At 64.6% G+C, this 16,832-nt stretch carries 13 protein-coding genes, 1 pseudogene and 2 riboswitches; of the genes and pseudogenes, 3 read left to right on the forward strand and 11 right to left on the reverse strand.

Annotation, left to right across the window (positions count from 1 at the left end; genetic code table 11):
- A pseudogene (locus tag Q8Q80_RS17450) lies at window positions 1-636 on the reverse strand (phosphomethylpyrimidine synthase ThiC); the annotation flags it as partial.
- A 38-nt stretch (window positions 637-674) separates the two neighbouring features.
- Window positions 675-776, reverse strand: a riboswitch (TPP riboswitch).
- Between the two features lie 131 nt (window positions 777-907).
- On the opposite strand from Q8Q80_RS17450, the gene Q8Q80_RS17455 reads away from it, so the two are divergent.
- On the forward strand, window positions 908-2,455 hold the full coding sequence (locus Q8Q80_RS17455) for a carbonic anhydrase (RefSeq protein WP_305634140.1): 1,548 nt from the start codon (window positions 908-910) through the stop codon (window positions 2,453-2,455).
- A gap of 220 nt (window positions 2,456-2,675) precedes the next feature.
- Here the strand turns inward: Q8Q80_RS17455 and Q8Q80_RS17460 are convergent, their stop codons facing one another.
- The 3 genes from Q8Q80_RS17460 to ahcY all read right to left on the reverse strand — a co-directional run bounded on the left by Q8Q80_RS17460 (window position 2,676) and on the right by ahcY (window position 4,893).
- Entirely contained in the window at window positions 2,676-3,113 is a 438-nt protein-coding gene (locus tag Q8Q80_RS17460; RefSeq protein ID WP_305634141.1) for a type II toxin-antitoxin system VapC family toxin, read from the reverse strand.
- Entirely contained in the window at window positions 3,113-3,391 is a 279-nt protein-coding gene (locus Q8Q80_RS17465) for an Arc family DNA-binding protein (RefSeq protein WP_305634142.1), read from the reverse strand. The genes Q8Q80_RS17460 and Q8Q80_RS17465 overlap by 1 nt, the downstream gene beginning before the upstream one ends.
- A gap of 92 nt (window positions 3,392-3,483) precedes the next feature.
- Window positions 3,484-4,893: an adenosylhomocysteinase gene (gene ahcY, locus Q8Q80_RS17470; RefSeq protein WP_305634143.1), complete on the reverse strand. Its 1,410-nt coding sequence runs from the start codon at window positions 4,891-4,893 to the stop codon at window positions 3,484-3,486.
- A 70-nt stretch (window positions 4,894-4,963) separates the two neighbouring features.
- Window positions 4,964-5,062: riboswitch (S-adenosyl-L-homocysteine riboswitch) on the reverse strand.
- Window positions 5,063-5,222: 160 nt separating this feature from the next.
- Here ahcY and Q8Q80_RS17475 point away from each other — a divergent pair.
- A complete protein-coding gene (locus Q8Q80_RS17475; protein ID WP_305634144.1) occupies window positions 5,223-6,755 on the forward strand; it encodes a C13 family peptidase in 1,533 nt (510 codons plus the stop codon).
- A 41-nt stretch (window positions 6,756-6,796) separates the two neighbouring features.
- On the opposite strand, the gene Q8Q80_RS17480 is transcribed toward Q8Q80_RS17475, so the two are convergent.
- The 7 genes from Q8Q80_RS17480 to Q8Q80_RS17510 all read right to left on the reverse strand — a co-directional run bounded on the left by Q8Q80_RS17480 (window position 6,797) and on the right by Q8Q80_RS17510 (window position 15,637).
- Window positions 6,797-7,171: a hypothetical protein gene (locus tag Q8Q80_RS17480; RefSeq protein WP_305634145.1), complete on the reverse strand. Its 375-nt coding sequence runs from the start codon at window positions 7,169-7,171 to the stop codon at window positions 6,797-6,799.
- Between the two features lie 135 nt (window positions 7,172-7,306).
- The gene (locus Q8Q80_RS17485; RefSeq protein ID WP_305634146.1) at window positions 7,307-7,768 is read right to left on the reverse strand and encodes a VOC family protein; all 462 of its coding nucleotides are present in this window, start codon (window positions 7,766-7,768) and stop codon (window positions 7,307-7,309) included.
- On the reverse strand, window positions 7,765-8,583 hold the full coding sequence (gene lgt, locus Q8Q80_RS17490; protein WP_305634147.1) for a prolipoprotein diacylglyceryl transferase: 819 nt from the start codon (window positions 8,581-8,583) through the stop codon (window positions 7,765-7,767). Before lgt ends, Q8Q80_RS17485 begins: the two co-directional genes overlap by 4 nt.
- A gap of 122 nt (window positions 8,584-8,705) precedes the next feature.
- Entirely contained in the window at window positions 8,706-9,314 is a 609-nt protein-coding gene (locus Q8Q80_RS17495) for a hypothetical protein (protein ID WP_305634148.1), read from the reverse strand.
- Window positions 9,315-9,426: 112 nt separating this feature from the next.
- The gene (locus Q8Q80_RS17500; protein WP_305634149.1) at window positions 9,427-10,611 is read right to left on the reverse strand and encodes an EAL domain-containing protein; all 1,185 of its coding nucleotides are present in this window, start codon (window positions 10,609-10,611) and stop codon (window positions 9,427-9,429) included.
- Window positions 10,612-10,639: 28 nt separating this feature from the next.
- Window positions 10,640-14,806, reverse strand: coding sequence for a PAS domain S-box protein (locus tag Q8Q80_RS17505; RefSeq protein ID WP_305634150.1), 4,167 nt, complete (start codon window positions 14,804-14,806; stop codon window positions 10,640-10,642).
- A 141-nt stretch (window positions 14,807-14,947) separates the two neighbouring features.
- Window positions 14,948-15,637, reverse strand: a complete 690-nt coding sequence (locus Q8Q80_RS17510) for a YggS family pyridoxal phosphate-dependent enzyme (RefSeq protein ID WP_305634151.1) — start codon at window positions 15,635-15,637, stop codon at window positions 14,948-14,950.
- Window positions 15,638-15,723: 86 nt separating this feature from the next.
- Here Q8Q80_RS17510 and Q8Q80_RS17515 point away from each other — a divergent pair, with 86 nt between their 5' ends.
- Window positions 15,724-16,767: a type IV pilus twitching motility protein PilT gene (locus tag Q8Q80_RS17515; RefSeq protein WP_069039183.1), complete on the forward strand. Its 1,044-nt coding sequence runs from the start codon at window positions 15,724-15,726 to the stop codon at window positions 16,765-16,767.
- The last annotated feature ends 65 nt before the right edge of the window (window positions 16,768-16,832 follow it).

Raw genomic sequence — 16,832 nt, forward strand, 5'->3', positions numbered from 1 at the left:
TTCGGCGGGGATGGATGCGCCGAAGCTCTGGCCCGGGTGCTGGCGACCGAGCAGGGCGGCCATCTTGGCACCGGTCGGGCCCGACGCTTTGAGTGACTCGATGTATTCGCGCCGCTGCAGGTTCTCGCGGATGGCGATGTACTCCATCTCGGGCGTGATGAGGCCCTGACGGGCGTAGTGCATTTGAGAGACGTTACGCCCGGGCAGCGCACGGCGCGGTGCGCGGTGCAGGCCGGGGAAGCGCAGATGGGCGGTGGCCGCATCGCGGGCGCGTTCGGTGCCGAAGGCGGACGAAAGACCGGACAGCTGCTCGGTGTCGCCGCGCTCGGCAATCCAGCCCGAGCGCACGCCGGGCAGGCCGGAGCGGATGTCGATGGCGGCGGCCGGGTCGGAGTAGGGGCCGGAGCAGTCATAGACATAGACCGGCGGGTTCTTCTCGGCGCCGAAGGAGGCGGGGGTGTCGGACTGGGACACCTCGCGCATGGGCACACGGATGTCCGGGCGCGAGCCTTCGATATAGACCTTGCGCGAATTGGGCAGCGGCGCGACGGCCGCCGAGTCGACGTGCGCCTGCGCGGCGAGGAAGGTGTCGCGGGATTCGCGGGAGTCGGGGGACAGCGGGTCTTTGGCGTTCATGGAAGCTCCTTTGGGGCGACGGGAACGCCAGCGCCCGGAGGTGGAGCTGCCCGTTTCCCTACGCCGGCATGATCCGGATCAGGTGTTGAGGGTGTGTCTCAGCCGCCAGCCTGCGCCGGGCGGCACCCCTAACGTGTGCAGGCTGAAAGTACCCTGCCGGCGGCGCCAGCGCAAGCGGCGCCAGCGCAAGCGGCGCGGTTCAAGCGGCCGGTCTCGCGTGCCGTAAACCCCTCATCGTCCCGAACGGGACAGGGCTGACACGAGACCTGCCATGCAAAAGACCCCCGCTCTGACTTCCTCCCTGATCGCCGCCGCGCTGTGCAGCGCGCTGGGCGTTGCCCACGCGGCCGACTGGCACGTCGTGTCGACCGACCGCGGCAAAACCATCGAAATCGACCGTGACAGCGTGTTGCGTGCAGAAAGCGGCAAGAAGGTGGCCTGGGGACGGCTGGTGCTGAGCGACGCCGACGCCCGGAAAACCGGCTACGCGATGGTGCAGGCGCTGAACCGCTACGACTGCCAGAGCCTGCGCTTTGCCACGATCAAGCGCGTCTACCTGGATGCCAACCACAAGATACTGCGCGAGGAACGTGCCGGCTCGGACAGCGACATCGCGTTGCTGCCCGGCACGCTGGACGAAAAGCTGTTCCGCGAAGTGTGTCAGCCGCCGGGTGCCGAGGAATTGCGGCAGGTTGCCGAGCAGGCGGGTCGCGCCGCACAGACGGCGGCGAACGCGGCCGAGGGGCAGGGCGGCATCCAGCGTACCGAAATGGTCAGCATCAAGCCCGATCTGCGGGAAGCTGCGGCGCAGGCGCGCAGCGAAATGGCTGCGGCACCGAAAGCTGCTGCTCCGAAGCCGGACAGCGCAGAGAAGGTGACTACCCCGGCCGGTCTGAAGGAAAAACTTGCGGCGGCGGACAAGCCGGCGCCAGCCCGGTCGGTCGAACCGGTCGCTGAAAAGGTGGCTGCCCCGGTCGCGAAGCCCGCTCCGCCTGTCACGCGCAGTGAGATTCCCTTGCCGCCGCCATACCGGCCAAAACCCAGGCCGATGCAGATGGCCGCCCTGGCGCCGGACGTACATGCGGGGCCCAAGCCGAAACCCAAGGCAGCGGCGGAAGAATCCCCGCATCCTGCTGCGCACGGCGACATTCACTGGGCTTACGAAGGCGAGTTCGGACCGCAGAACTGGGGCAAGCTCAAGCCGGAATGGGCGCAGTGCAGCGAAGGCCGCACGCAATCGCCGATCGACATCCGCGACGGCATCAAGGTCGACCTGCCGCCGATCAGCTTCGACTACAGGACGAGTTACTTCACCATCATCGACAACGGCCATACGGTGCAGGTCAATGTCGGCGACGGCAGCAGCTTTACCTTGTCGGGCAAGCGCTATGACCTGGTGCAGTTCCACTTCCACAAGCCGGCCGAGGAACGCATCAACGGCAAGAGCTATGAAATGGTGGCCCACCTCGTGCATCGTGATGTGGACAACAAGCTGGCGGTGGTCGCGGTGCTGCTCGACCGCGGTGACGAAAGCTCGATCTTCAATACGCTCTGGGCTTATCTGCCGCTGCAGAAAAACGTGGAATCGACGCCGGACGTGAGCATCGACCTCGCGAAACTGCTGCCGGAAAAGCGCGAGTACTTCACCTACATGGGTTCGCTGACGACACCGCCGTGTTCGGAAGGTGTGACCTGGATCGTGCTCAAGCAGCCGCACCTCGTGTCGGCCGAGCAGATCGGTGTGTTCGGTCATCTGTACAGGAACAACGCGCGGCCGGTGCAGGCGGCGAATTCGCGTCTGATCAAGCAGTCGCGCTGATTGCGGTCGGCGTGAGCCGCGACGCCCGGCGCAGCGCCTGTCGCCGTGACCATCGTGGCGATCCGCTGTCGTAGGTTGGGGTGAGCGCAGCGATGCCCAACAGGGCCGCGCCTGGCGCCGCGGAAACCCGGTGAGCGCGGTTCAGCCGTGTTTGCCGGGACGCAGGTGGCGCAAGCCGGCGGGGCGTATGACTCGATTGATGAGGACCCGCACTCGCGGGTCACAGAGACGCGAGGTGGACGCGTGCCGCCTCGCCCAGCTTTGCGTCGAAGGTGGCGAGCGGCGCCTTCAGTTCGGCCGCGAGCCAGAGATAGGCGGCATCGTAGGCGGTCAGACGGTAGCGTTGCGCCAGAGGCAGCAGGGCGGACGCATCGATTTCAAGCCGGACGATGTCACTGTCCGCAAAGAGGCCGAGTGCCGCAATGATCGATTCTTCACTTTGGCCGCACCTGATCTTCTTCAGCGCAACATTCACGATTTCGAAATCCAGCAGCACGGGTGCGAAGAGCGCATGTTCGGACATGCGCGCTTCGGCCTTGTCGCGTTCCGGTTCCTGAAATAGAACGGCGGCAAGCAGGCTGCAATCCACCACCAGCGGGGACTGCACGCGAAACTCGGCCGGCGGCTCGGCGACGTGCAGCATGCGCGGCACGACCATCAGCGGCTGTCGCGGTCTTCGCGAATGAGATCGGTGCCGCGCGGTAAGTCGGCATGGGTCACCGGATAGCGTTGCCGCAGTTCGGCCGCAATGTCCTCAATGCGCCGCGTACCGCGTGTCGCGACGGTGGGGGCCGTGCCAGCGGGCCCGGCGTTCGCGGCTTCTTCAATGATGACCATCAGCTCGCCCTGCAGCGAGCGGTGATTGCGCGCGGCGCGCTCGCGCAGCTTTTGCGCCAGCGCCTCCGGCACGCCCTTGATCGACAGATTGACCTGCATGAAAAACGCCTCCGGAACGGATCGGATGGATCCATTCTGGAGGCGATTCGCAACCGGGTCAATCGAGGCGGAACGCCCCGACATGCCGTCGATCAGTAGCGGTAGTGATCCGGCTTGTACGGACCTTCGCGATGCACGCCGATGTAGCGCGCCTGCGTGTCGCTCAGTTCGGTCAATTGCGCATTCAGCTTCTTCAGCTGCAGGCGCGCGACCTTTTCGTCGAGGTGCTTGGGCAGCACGTAGACGCCGACCGGATACTTCTCTGTTTCGGTGAACAGTTCGATCTGGGCGATGGTCTGGTTGGCGAACGAACTGGACATCACGTACGACGGATGGCCGGTACCGCAACCCAGGTTCACCAGACGACCCTTGGCCAGCAGGATGATGCGACGGCCCGACGGGAAGATGACGTGATCGACCTGCGGCTTGATTTCGTCCCACTCGTACTTTTCGAGCGCGGCGACGTCGATTTCGTTGTCGAAGTGGCCGATGTTGCAGACGATGGCCTGATCTTTCATCTTCAGCATGTGTTCATGCGTGATGACGTGGAAGTTGCCGGTGGCGGTCACGAAAATGTCGGCGTGTTCGACCGCGTAATCCATCGTGACGACGCGGTAGCCTTCCATCGCGGCCTGCAGTGCGCAGATCGGGTCGATTTCGGTGACCCACACCTGGGCCGACAGCGCGCGCAGCGCCTGCGCCGAGCCCTTGCCCACATCGCCGTAGCCGGCGACGACGGCGACCTTGCCGGCGATCATCACGTCGGTGGCGCGCTTGATGCCGTCGACCAGCGACTCGCGGCAGCCATACAGATTGTCGAACTTCGACTTGGTGACCGAGTCATTGACGTTGATGGCCGGGAATGCCAGGCGGCCTTCCTTGTGCATCTGGTACAGGCGGTGCACACCGGTCGTGGTTTCTTCGGTCACGCCCTTGATGTGCTTCAGGCGCTTCGAATACCAGTTCGGGTCACGCTTGAGCGTTTCGGTGATGGAATTGAACAGGCAGATTTCTTCTTCGCTCGCCGGGTGGTGCAGCGCGGTCGGGTCAGTTTCGGCCTTGGTGCCCAGATGCAGCAGCAGCGTGGCATCGCCGCCGTCGTCGAGGATCATGTTGCTGAAACCGCCGTCCGGCCATTCGAAGATGCGATGGGTGTAATCCCAGTACTCGACCAGCGACTCACCCTTGACTGCGAACACCGGCGTGCCGGCAGCGGCGATCGCTGCAGCGGCATGGTCTTGCGTCGAGTAGATGTTGCACGAGGCCCAGCGCACTTCGGCGCCCAGCGCTTCGAGCGTCTGGATCAGCACGGCGGTCTGGATCGTCATGTGCAGGCTGCCGGTGATACGCGCGCCGCGCAGCGGCTGCTGTGTCGCGTACTCTTCGCGAATCGCCATCAGACCGGGCATTTCGGTCTCGGCGATGGCGATTTCCTTGCGTCCCCAGTCGGCCAGCGACGGGTCGGCAATCACGAAATCCTTCAGATCAGTGGGGGCATTCATCTACGGGCTCCTTTGCAAGGGCAGGTGTGCTCACCTGCCATCCGCCACCGGACAATTCCGGCACTGCGGGTTCAGGTGAGCGCCGTTACAAATGTGCCCGCGACCGGCGACGGTCTGGCGGGGTCCGAGCCTGGGGGCCTTGCGGCACCTCGCAGCGCTCCTCGGAAGCTTTCGATTATAACGTCGCACTGTACATCGGCCCGGGCATTTGCCCGCGCCAACGATGCGACGCCGGCTACAGAGTGGCAGAAACCGCAATACGTTCCCGGCACGTCCGCATTTACGGCATCACCGAGCGCACCTTGAGCATGAATCACGAAAATCACGACATGTCCCGCACCTCGACACCCATGGCTTCGCCGGGGCCTGCCGGCAACGTCCTCGGCGACCTCATCCGCAACCTCATCCGCAACCTCGCCGCCGGGCTGGGCGGTCTGCTGCTGTGGGTTCGCGCCCCGGGCGCCGCGCGCGCAGGCGTACTGGCGTGGGTCGCGCTCGAGATTGCCGGTCTGCTTGCCAGTGTCGGTTTCGAAGCCGCCCGCACCGGCAGCGACGGGCGGATCGACCCGGGTGCGCTGCCCGGTCAGCTGTTTCACCTGCCCTGGCTGCTGCTGTGTGCCTGGCTGGTGACCCGCCGACAGCACCGGAGCGACGCGCTGATGCAGGCCGTGGTGGTGCTGGCTGCGCTGTGGATATGGATCGATGTGTTATGGAATCTGGTCGCCCTGCTGCCGGGCGACATCTGGGACAGCCTGGGCAGCAACGCGCAGTGGGTGTGGTGGGCGCCGCTGGCCTGGGGCATCGTGGCGTCGACCGTCGTCCTGTGCCGGCTGCAGGGCGCAACCGGACTCCGGCGCGCCGGCGTGCTCTGCACGGTGCTGCTGGTGCTGGTACTGCCGCAGATTGCAGTCGGCCCGCAGGCGCCGCTCTGGCTGGCTGCCGAACCCCGGCAGGATCCGGCGGAAGCCGCACGCTGGCAGCAGGCGCGCAGCGAAACCGTGATCTACCGTCAGCCCTCGTTGCTGACCGAGGCGCTGGCGCGGCTGGAACCCGGCCAGCCGGGCAAAACCGACCTGTTCCTGCTGGCGGTCGCCGGCCACGGCGCGCAGGACGTGTTCCTGCGCGAGGTGGAAAAGGTCGAACGCCTGTTTGCGGAACGCTTCGGCACCGGCGGGCGCAGTGTCGTGCTGGCCAATAACCCGGGTACCGTGCTGACCCGCCCGCTCGCCACGGTCAGCGCGCTGGAACGCAGCCTGCAGATCATCGCGCAGCGCATGGACGACGATGAAGACGTGCTGTTCGTCTTTCTGACGTCTCATGGTGCCGAAGATCACCTGTTCGACCTCAGCCTGTGGCCATGGGAGCTGGAACAGCTGACGCCGCAGCGGCTGGCCGGACTGCTCGATGCGGCGGGCATCCGCAATCGCGTCATCCTGGTGTCGGCCTGCTATTCGGGCGGCTTCGTGCTGCCGCTGGCCGGTCCCGACACACTGGTGATGGCCGCGGCGCGCGCCGACCGCAGCTCGCACGGTTGTTCGCACGAGGCCGACTGGACCTTTTTCGGACGCGCCTTCTTCGACGAGGCGCTGCGCGAAACCACGTCGTTCACCGATGCCTTCGAACGCGCGCGCACCGCAGTGGCCAGGCGCGAAGCAGCCGAGGGCCTTGAGCCATCGGAACCGCAGATTGCCGTGGGGGAGGCGATCAGCGTGCGGCTGGCCGATCTGGCCGCCGGATGGCAAACCACGCCCGGTTCATCACCTGCGCAGGCGGCGAGCGCCGCGGACGCCGAAACTTCGCGACCGCTCTGCGACGGAGAGCCGGCGCAACAAAAGTGCGCCGAGCCAGCGAACCAGCGTTGAGACCGCAGCTGCTCGGGGCGGGGGTTGGCCCCGCCTGAAGGCTACTTCTTGCGCGTGGCCTTGAACGGGAAGTCGAGGCCGGACACCCACATCGCGCCGGTGATTTCGTCGCCGCTTTCGTGCTGCTTGGCGTCGACCTTCACCTTCATGCCCGAATAGATGAACTCGCCATCAATCTTGCTGGTTTCGCTGTCGAAGGTGAAGCGGTCCATGGCCAGCTCGCTGCCATTGGCCTTCATCAGCACCGAAAAGGATTTGGGATCGGCGTTCGGACCGGTGATCGTCAGCGTGCCGGTGACGTCGCCTTCCGGTGTTTCGAGGACCTGATAGTCCCACTGCCCGGCCGGCGTGGGTTTCATCGGCGAACAGGCGGCAAGCGCAAGAACGCTGAACAGCAGGCAGAGCAGTTTTTTCATGGTCTTCAGTCTCCGTCGTTATGAAGGTCACCCTGTGAAGCGGTGATCCGGGCGGCACGCGTCGCGCCGCTGCAGGCTCATGGTGCCGCAGGCTTGCTGAAGCGGCAAGCCTCCCTCCCTCACATTGACGTGATCTCAACCGAGCGCGGCGATCACCTCGGGCGGCGCCTGTACCAGTTCGATCAGCACGCCTTCGCCGCACAGCGGGAATTGTTCGTTGCCCTTTGGATGGATGAATACGATGTCGAAGCCGGCGGCGCCGCGGCGGATGCCGCCCGGCGTGAAACGCATGCCCTGCGCCGTCATCCACTCGACGGCCTTCGGCAGATCGTCCACCCACAGCCCGATGTGGTTCAGCGCCGGCTCGTCGACGCGCGGCTTCTTCGACGGGTCGAGCGGCTGCATCAGATCGACCTCGACCCGGGTCGGCCCGGCGCCCAGCACGGCGATGTCCTCGACGACGTTTTCGCGTTCCGACGTGAAGTCGCCTTCCAGACCGAGGCCGAACACATCGACCCACAGATGCCGCAGTTTCATGCGGTCCGGACCGCCGATGGCGATCTGTTGCAGGCCGAGGATGCGGAAAGGTCGGTTCATGGATTCACTCCTTCAGTGCGGCGATACGCCACGATCATCATCACGATGCCTGCCGCGACCATCGGCAGGCTGAGCCACTGGCCCATCGACAGCCCGCCGGCCAGCAGGCCTAGAAAGTCGTCTGGCTCGCGGCCGAATTCCGCCAGAAAGCGGAACCCGCCGTAGCCGATCAGGAACAAGGCACTGACCGCCGCCATCGGTCGCGGTTTGCGTGCGAACCACCACAGCAGCGCGAACAGCGCCAGCCCCTCGCCGGCGAACTGGTACAGCTGGGACGGGTGGCGCGGCAGCGCATCCACGGTCGGGAAGATCATGGCCCAGGGCACATCCGTCACGCGGCCGACCAGCTCCGCGTTGATGAAATTGCCCATGCGCCCGGCCGCCAGCCCGAGCGGCACCAGAGGTGCGATGAAATCGGTCAGCTGGAAGAAACGCCAGTCCATGCGGCGTGCAAACAGCGCCGCCGCAATCAGCACGCCGAGAAAACCGCCGTGAAAACTCATGCCGCCGGACCAGATGGCTGGAATTTCCTGCCAGTTCTCAAGGTAGTACGCCGGCTTGTAGAACAGCACATAGCCCAGCCGCCCGCCCAGCACCACGCCCAGCACGCCGAAGAACAGCAGGTCGTCGATCTGCTTCGTGTCGAGCGTGGGCACGCCCTGCGCGGCCAGCCGCCGCGCATGGACCCGGCCGAGAACCATGAAGCCGACGAAGGCCAGCAGGTACATCAGCCCGTACCAGCGCACGGCCAGCGGGCCCAGTTCGAAAGCGATCGGGGAAATCGTGGGATGTATCAGGAAGTCGGAGGCGGGCACGTCGGGAGCTTGGGGAAGTGCATCAAAGGCGGCAGTCTAGCCGGTCGGCTGACTGGAAAGTGAGTGCGGTCATGTCCGGCACTGTGCGGTGTGAGCGGTCCGCGACAGGATGTGAGCACGCTCTAGCCGTTGCAGCCCAGCGTAAAACGCTCGTCCATCAGGGACCTGCGCTGGGCACGGAAGCGCTCTGCTGCTGGCACATCGTGCGGCTGTCGCGTGGCAGCGTCGATGGCCTTCACCGTCGCGTCGATGGATGCACAACGGTTGTCGGTCGATGGGCGGCGGGCGATGTCTGCGCTCGGCGCGGGTTGCGTCGCGGCATGCCGGGCACGTTCCGCGCGCACCCGTGCCAGCTGTTCGGCATAGCTGCGGTCTGGCGACAGGCCTGCACTGGGCGGAGGAAGTGCGACGGTCCGGGCCTGTTCGCCGCAGGGGGCGTCGGCATACACCGTGCGGCCGGCAACCGTGCATTTGTAAATCGAGTTGCCGCGAACATCCGGTTCGATCTGCGGGATCGGACGGGCAAGCGCCTGTGGCGGCGAAGCGGCAGGTACCGGTGCAGCCGGCGTGATTCCGGCCGGCTGTGTGGCGGTGGTATCCGGCCGGTCGGCGTGCGCCAGCCATTCGATGGTCAGCCAAACTCCCAGGATCGTGACGATCGCGGCAATCAGCGCCAGCGTGCGCACGTGGCGGTCATGAGGCGGAGTCGGTGAATGATCGCTTCGATGCATGGGCGCTGGTATGGGTGGTGAGCGATTCGATTTGCAGGGCGCGACGATAGTCGATGTCTTCGACATATGTCAAAGCGCTTTCGTGGCCCGGTTCAGCTATCCCGTGCGGTGTTCAGGTCGGGCTGGTCGCAGGTTGCCAGTGCCGTGCGGCGTCGCCGCTCATCGGGCGCGCGATGAAATAACCCTGTGCGAGGTCGCAGCCGATCGACGTCAGGTAGTCGAGCGCGCCCTGATCCTCGACGCCTTCGGCGGTGAGGCGCAGGCCGAGGCTGTGACCGAGGTCAACGATGGAACGGATGACGGTGCGCGATTCCTGCGACGCCATGGCGTTCATGACGAAGGATCTGTCGACCTTCATTTCCGAGAACGGCAGGCGGACCAGCTGCACCATCGATGAGTAGCCGGTTCCGAAGTCATCGATCGACAGCTGAAAGCCGCGCATGCGCAGCCGGGTCAGCAGGTCGAGCGAAGTGACCGGGTCGTCCATCGCGCTGGTTTCGGTCAGTTCGAGAATGAGCTGTCCGGGGGAAACGCCATGCGTGGCGCACAGGCCGGAAATCAATTCCGCCAGCTGGAAGTCGATCAGGCTGCGTGCGGAAAGATTGACCGACAGCGACAATCGGGTGTCCGGGCAGATGCCGGAAAACCAGGCCAGCGCCTGTTCGAACACCTGTTCGGTCAGCGGGTCGATCAGGCCGGTGCTTTCGGCCAGCGGGATGAAGCGGTCGGGCATGATCAGTCCGGCCCGCGGGTGCTGCCAGCGCACCAGCGCCTCGAAGCCGGCGAGCTGGTGGCTACCGCAGACGATCTTGGGCTGGTAGGCGAGCACGAATTCATGTGCGTCGAGCGCTCGGCGCAGTTCGGCTTGATCGGGCACGAAGGCCGCGTCACCGGCGGCAGTGCCGCCCGGTGCCTTCGCAGTCGGTGGCTCGATGGCGAGCAGGGTGCGCAGCGCAGCCGGCGAAAAGGGTTTTGACACGATGCCGGTCACGTTCAGGCCGTGTTCGGTGGCTGAGCGCTTGGCGGCATCGAGAATGCGACCGCCGACGCCGCTGGTGATGATGATCTGGGCGCGGCAGCCCTTGATGGCCAGCATGCGCATGACCTCGACGCCATCCATGTCCGGCATCACGAGATCAATCGCGATGTGGGTCGGCTGCCACAGGTCGCATTCCTGGAAGAACTGCACCGGTTCGCAGGCGATCCGGGTCTCCAGACCGGTTTCTTCGGCGATCCATGCAATCGTCTGCGCGACTGCGAGGTCGTCATCGAGTACCAGCAGTCGGCCGTTCAACATGTTGCGTTGCTCTCGGACAGAAGCATATTCATCGTGAGCCGGACAGTGCCAGTCTGACCTTCTGCGCCAGTTCGACGCGTCGGTAGGGTTTGTTCAGCAGATGCACGCCCTTGTCGAGCCGCCCCTGATGCACGATCGCGTTCTCGGTGTAGCCCGAGGTGTACAGCACCTTGAGCTGCGGTCGCACGTGGTGCGCCGCTTCGACGAGTTGCGGACCGTTCATGCCGCCCGGCATGATGACATCGGTAAACAGCAGGTCGATGTGCGCCGGGCCACGAATGATCTGCAATGCATCGGGCCCGTTGGTCGCTTCGATCACTGCATAGCCGAGTCCGAGCAGCAGGTTGCTCGCGTGCTGACGCACCAGCTCGTCGTCTTCGACCAGCAACACGGTTTCGTGGCCGCGATGGGCGTCGCTGTCGGCAAAGGCACCTGGAGACCGGCTGTCCGACCATTCGTCCGACAGGTCGGCGCGCGGCAGGTACATCTTGACGGTGGTGCCCTGACCGACCTCGGAGTAGACCTTCACGTGGCCACGTGACTGCTTGACGAAGCCGAACACCATGCTGAGCCCCAGTCCGGTTCCCTTGCCCATTTCCTTCGTGGTGAAGAAGGGCTCGAACACGCGGGCAAGGTGTTCGGGCGCTATGCCGGTGCCGGTGTCCGACACGGCGACCAGCACGTACTGACCCGGCGACAGGTCGGGATAGGGGGTGCCGTGCGCCTCATCGAGCCAGGCATTGGTCGTTTCCATCGTGAGCCGCCCGCCGGCCTTCATGGCGTCGCGCGCATTGATGCACAGGTTGAGCACCGCGCCTTCCAGCTGTGACGGGTCGACCAGCGCGCGCCACAGTCCGGGCTCGTGGCGGAATTCAATCTCGATGTTTTCACCCAGTGTGCGGCGCAGCATGTCGTGCATGCCGAGCAACACGGCGTAGGTGTCCACCGATCTGGGTTCCAGCGCCTGCCTGCGCGAAAACGCGAGCAGTCGGTGCGTGAGGTCGGCGCCGCGCTGGGCGGCGGTGCGCGTCATTTCCGCCAGCATGCGCAGGCGATCGTTATCGCCCAGTTTTTCCATCAGCAGTTCGGAATTGCCGAGGATGACGGTCAGCAGATTGTTGAAGTCATGCGCCACACCACCGGTCAGCTGGCCGACGGCTTCCAGCCGCTGCGCCTGTTCGAGCTGCGCTTCCACCGCGAGGCGGTGCGTGATGTCGGTGTTGATCGCCAGTACCGATCTGGGCTTGCCGTCGGCATCGGTCAGCAGCGTCCAGTGGCCTTCCACGGTCAGCGAGCTGCCATCCTTGCGACGCTGTGTGATTTCGCCCGTCCATTCGCCGGTGGCGATGACCTGCTGCGTGGCGATCCGGAAAGCCGAGTCGTCAACATAGAACAGATCGCTCACCCGCTGCCCGATCGCTTCGTCAGCCTGCCAGCCGTACAGGCGCTCGGCGCCCTTGTTCCAGTACAGCACCCGGTGATCGATGCTGCGCACGATGATCGCGTCCTGCGCCTTGTCGAGCAGAGAAGCCTGCTCGCGGATGCGCGCGTCGGCATGCTGCCGGTCCAGCTCCGCGGCGGCGCGAGTCGAGAAGATCTGCAGCGTCGAGGTCACGAAACCGGTGTCGTCGAGGCAGTGATCGAACAACACAAACAGACAGCCGATCACCCTGCCCTCGCAATCGACCAGCTGACGCCCGACACAGGCTTCCACGCGGGGGTCGATCAGCGATGCGGACATGCCTGAAAGTGCCGAGACACCGCTGTGTATCACCGACTGTTCGTCGTGCAGCAAGGCCTCGCAAGGCGTCTGGCGGATGTCGTACTCGGCCGCAGGCATGGCTTCGCCGTCACGCACTCCGGCGATGATGCGTGCTGTCGGTGGATCGCCGGGCTGCAGGACTGCCATGAAACCCGCGTCGGCGTCGAGCGCCTCGGTCATGTTGCGCACGAGCTGTTCGAAGAATTCGTTGCCTGAACTGGCGGACACGGCGGCAGCCACTTTCAGCAGCGCTGACTGCAGGCGACGACGCTCGTTCTGCACGCGAATATTGCCTATACCGAACGCGAGGTCGTTGGCCAGCCCCTGCAGCAGAACCAGTTCTTCTTCGGCTATCGGCCTCACTTCTTCGGCATAGAGGGAGAGCACGCCGAAGGTCCGCCGGTCGTTCTTCAATGGCAGCCATACGCCGCCCTTGTAGCCTCGAGCGGCGGCTGCAGCCGCCCACGTGCGGAAGCTTTCGTCACGGCTGAGATCATTGATGACGATGGCCTTGCCGCCACGAATCACTCGACCCGCCGGCCCCTTGCCATCGATGCGGTTTTCGTCCCACGACAGATGGATGCCGTTCAGGTAACCATCCGTCCAGCCCGCCTGGCATTGCACGCTGACCGGCTTTTCCGGGCTATCCTCGGCGTAGCCGACCCAGGCCATCCGGTAGCCAGCGCCGTCGACCGCGATGTTGCAGATTTCGTGCAGCAGGTCTTGTTCGTTCTGGATGCGGATCAGCGCCTCGCTGCAGCGGCTGCGCAGATGCAAGGCACGCGTGCGCTGCATCAACAGTCGCTCGGAACGGTCGCGTTCCGTGATGTCGTGCATCGCCACCACGGCACCGAGTCGTCGCCCGGACACCGTTGTGATGGCTTGTCCACTGCACTGGACCAACCGTGGCGGGCCACCGACCGGTGCGATCACCATGGCCGCATCCTTGACGATATCGCCGCGCAGTGCGCGGAACAGCGGGATATCGGCCGTGGCAAGCGGTGTCACGCCATCGGCCGCGAACAGGTTGTAGTGCGCGCCCCACTCGTCCGGCGGTAGCGCCTCGTGCGGCAGGCCGTGCAGATCGCGGGTTACCCGGTTGAACACGGACAGCGTGCCATGTTCGTCGCAGGCCACGATGCCTTCCGACAGGCTTTCGAGCAGCGCATCGAGAAATTCACGTTCGTGCTCGCGTTCCTGCTCAAGCTGCTTGCGTTGGGTGATGTCGCGGAAATAGACCGTCAGGCCGTCGTCCGACGGATAGGCATGGACTTCGAACCAGATGCCCATTGGCGCGTAGTAGCTGTCGAACTCCACCGTTACGTTGTGCGCAATGGCACGCCGGTAGGCGTCGCCGATCTCCGAAATTTCGCTGCCGGGAAATTCGTCCCACAGCCGCTTGCCGACGACTGCGTTCGTGTCGCGCGTCAGCAGGCGCCCGGCTTCGCGGTTCATGTAGGTGAAGTGCCAGTTCTCATCGAGCGCGAACACGCCGTCCGTCATGCTTTCCAGCGTGGCCGACAGCCGGTTGGCCAGCCGCCGCGTTTCTTCGGTGGCACGCTTGCGCGCGGAAATATCCTGGAATGCGCCGTGCACCTGAACCACGCGACCCTGCCGGTCAAGGCCGGCACGTCCGATGGAACGCACCCACACCCGCTGCCCGCGGGCGGTGATGATCTGTAGTTCCTCGTCGAACGGCCGACCCTGCGCAAGGCAGGCATCGAAGGCATCGGTGATGAGCGAGCGCCACTCCGGCGCATAGAAATCCAGCGCCTGATCGACCGTAAACCGGGTGTCACGCGGCACTTCATGGATGGCATACACCTCGTCCGAACAGTTCAGCTGCTGCGTTGCAACGTCGAACGCCCAGGTACCGATTCCGGCCATTCTCTGCGTGGCCTGAAGCTGGTCGGCGAGGCGTTGTCGCTGTGCCTCGATCTGTTTGCTCTGCTGCTGAACCTCGATGTGCGCCATGATCTGGGTCGCCAGCGTGTCCAGCGCTTCCAGCGCTTCAGGCGAAAGAGTGTGCGGCCGGGTGTCCATCACCGCCAGCGTGCCGACCGCAAAGCCGGTGAGCGTGCGCAGCGGTACACCGGCGTAGGCGCGGACATACGGATCGCCGAGCACCAGCGGGTGGTTGGAAAAACCGGCCGACTGATCGATGTCGGAAACCACGAACGGCCTGCTGGTGGCTATCGTGCGCTCGCAGAAGGCGGTTGCGCGCGGCAACTCGTGCATTCCGGCAAGTCCGACGGTCGATTTGAACCACTGGCGCGATGCGTCGATGAAGCTCGTGAATGCGATCGGCGTGCCGCAAACCTGGGCAGCGAGCCGCGTCAGGCGGTCTATCTGTGAATCCGGAGGGGTGTCGAGCACTGCGCAGGCTTTCAGTGCATCAAGCCGGCGGCGTTCTGCATGATCGGTCTGGCTCATGACGCTTCCGTGAATGAATGTCGACAGATCCCGCGCCCCTGAATGAAGGGAACGCACCCTTCACTCATCCCTAATCTACCTTGAATCGGCCCACTGGCTTCATGATTTGGCCATGCACTTCGGCCTGCCATCGCCAGCGGGTCATGCGCGCGCACCGAACAACGCGCTGCCGACGCGCACGATGGTCGCGCCTTCTGCGATGGCGGCTTCCAGATCCTGTGACATGCCCATCGACAAGGTATCGAGACCATGGCCTGCTGCATTCAGTTCTTCGAGCACCTGCCGTAAATGGGCAAAACGTTGACGCTGGAGAACGACATCGTCGGTCGGTTCGGGAATGGCCATCAGGCCGCGCAGTTTCAGCCGGGGCAGTCGCGCGACCGTGTCGGCGAGCGCACGCACGTCGTCTGGCGCCACGCCGCTCTTCGAAGCCTCGCCGCTGACGTTCACCTGTATGCATATGCACAGAGGTGGTTTGTCGATCGGACGCTGCTCGGACAGTCGCTGCGCAATCTTCTCGCGGTCGATGGCGTGCACCCAGTCAAACCAGGTCGCCACCGGCCGCGTCTTGTTGCTCTGGATCGGCCCGATGAAGTGCCAGTCGAGTGCATGACCCGAGGCGGCGAGCCGTTCCGCCTTGTCGCAGCCTTCCTGCACGTAGTTTTCGCCGAAAGCCCGCTGACCGGCCGCCGCTGCGGCGAGGATGTCCGCATCGGGTTTGGTCTTGCTGACCGCCAGCAACGAAATGCCCGCCGGATCGCGACCGCAGGCGTGAGCCGCTGCCTCAATGCGGTGCCGAACTGCTTGCAGGTTGTCTGAAATATTCATCATAATGCCCTGAATTTCATCGATTTATCTCTGGCCGGAAAGCACCTGTTCGTGCTGCCCGGCGCGTTGCAACAGCTCCGAGGTTACGCATGGACATCACCGAACTGCTCGCGTTTTCCGTCAAGAACAAGGCATCCGACCTGCACCTGTCGGCCGGCCTGCCGCCGATGATCCGCGTGCATGGCGACGTGCGACGCATCAATCTGCCGCCGATGGAGCACAAGGATGTGCACGGCATGATCTACGACATCATGAACGACACCCAGCGCAAGGTGTATGAAGAGCACCTCGAGTGCGATTTCTCGTTCGCGGTGCCCAATCTGGCGCGCTTCCGGGTCAATGCCTTCGTTCAGAACCGCGGTGCCGGCGCGGTGTTCCGTACCATTCCGTCCAAGGTGCTGACGCTGGAAGAACTGAACGCGCCGAAGATTTTCAAGGAGATCGCCAACACGCCGCGCGGCATCGTGCTGGTGACCGGGCCGACCGGTTCCGGCAAGTCCACGACGCTGGCGGCCATGGTCGATTACGTCAACGAAAACGACTACGGCCACATCCTGACGGTGGAGGACCCGATCGAATTCGTGCATGAATCGAAGCGCTGCCTGATCAATCAGCGCGAAGTCGGGCCGCATACCCTCAGTTTCGCCAACGCGCTGCGTTCGGCGCTGCGGGAGGATCCAGACGTGATCCTGGTGGGCGAAATGCGCGATCTGGAAACCATCCGGCTGGCGCTGACCGCCGCCGAAACCGGCCACCTGGTGTTCGGCACCCTGCATACCTCGAGCGCCGCCAAGACGATTGACCGTATCGTTGACGTGTTTCCGGCCGAAGAGAAGGAAATGGTGCGGGCCATGCTGTCGGAGTCGCTGCGCGCCGTCATTTCGCAGACGCTGCTGAAGACCAAGGATGGTGCCAGCCGCGTTGCGGCGCACGAAATCATGGTCGGCACGCCGGCCATCCGGAACCTGATCCGCGAAAACAAGATCGCGCAGATGTATTCGGCGATCCAGACCGGCCACAACGTGGGCATGCAGACGCTGGACCAGAACCTGACCGACCTGGTGCGCCGCAATGTGATCTCGAATGCCGAAGCGCGCACCCGCGCACAGAACAAGGACGCCTTCGCCGGGTGACCGGCGTCGACCGGACGCGCAGCCGGCTACACTGGACAGGTCGGCAGCATCAATCGCGTCAATCG

This window comes from Methyloversatilis sp., assembly GCF_030698125.1.
Lineage (GTDB): Bacteria > Pseudomonadota > Gammaproteobacteria > Burkholderiales > Rhodocyclaceae > Methyloversatilis.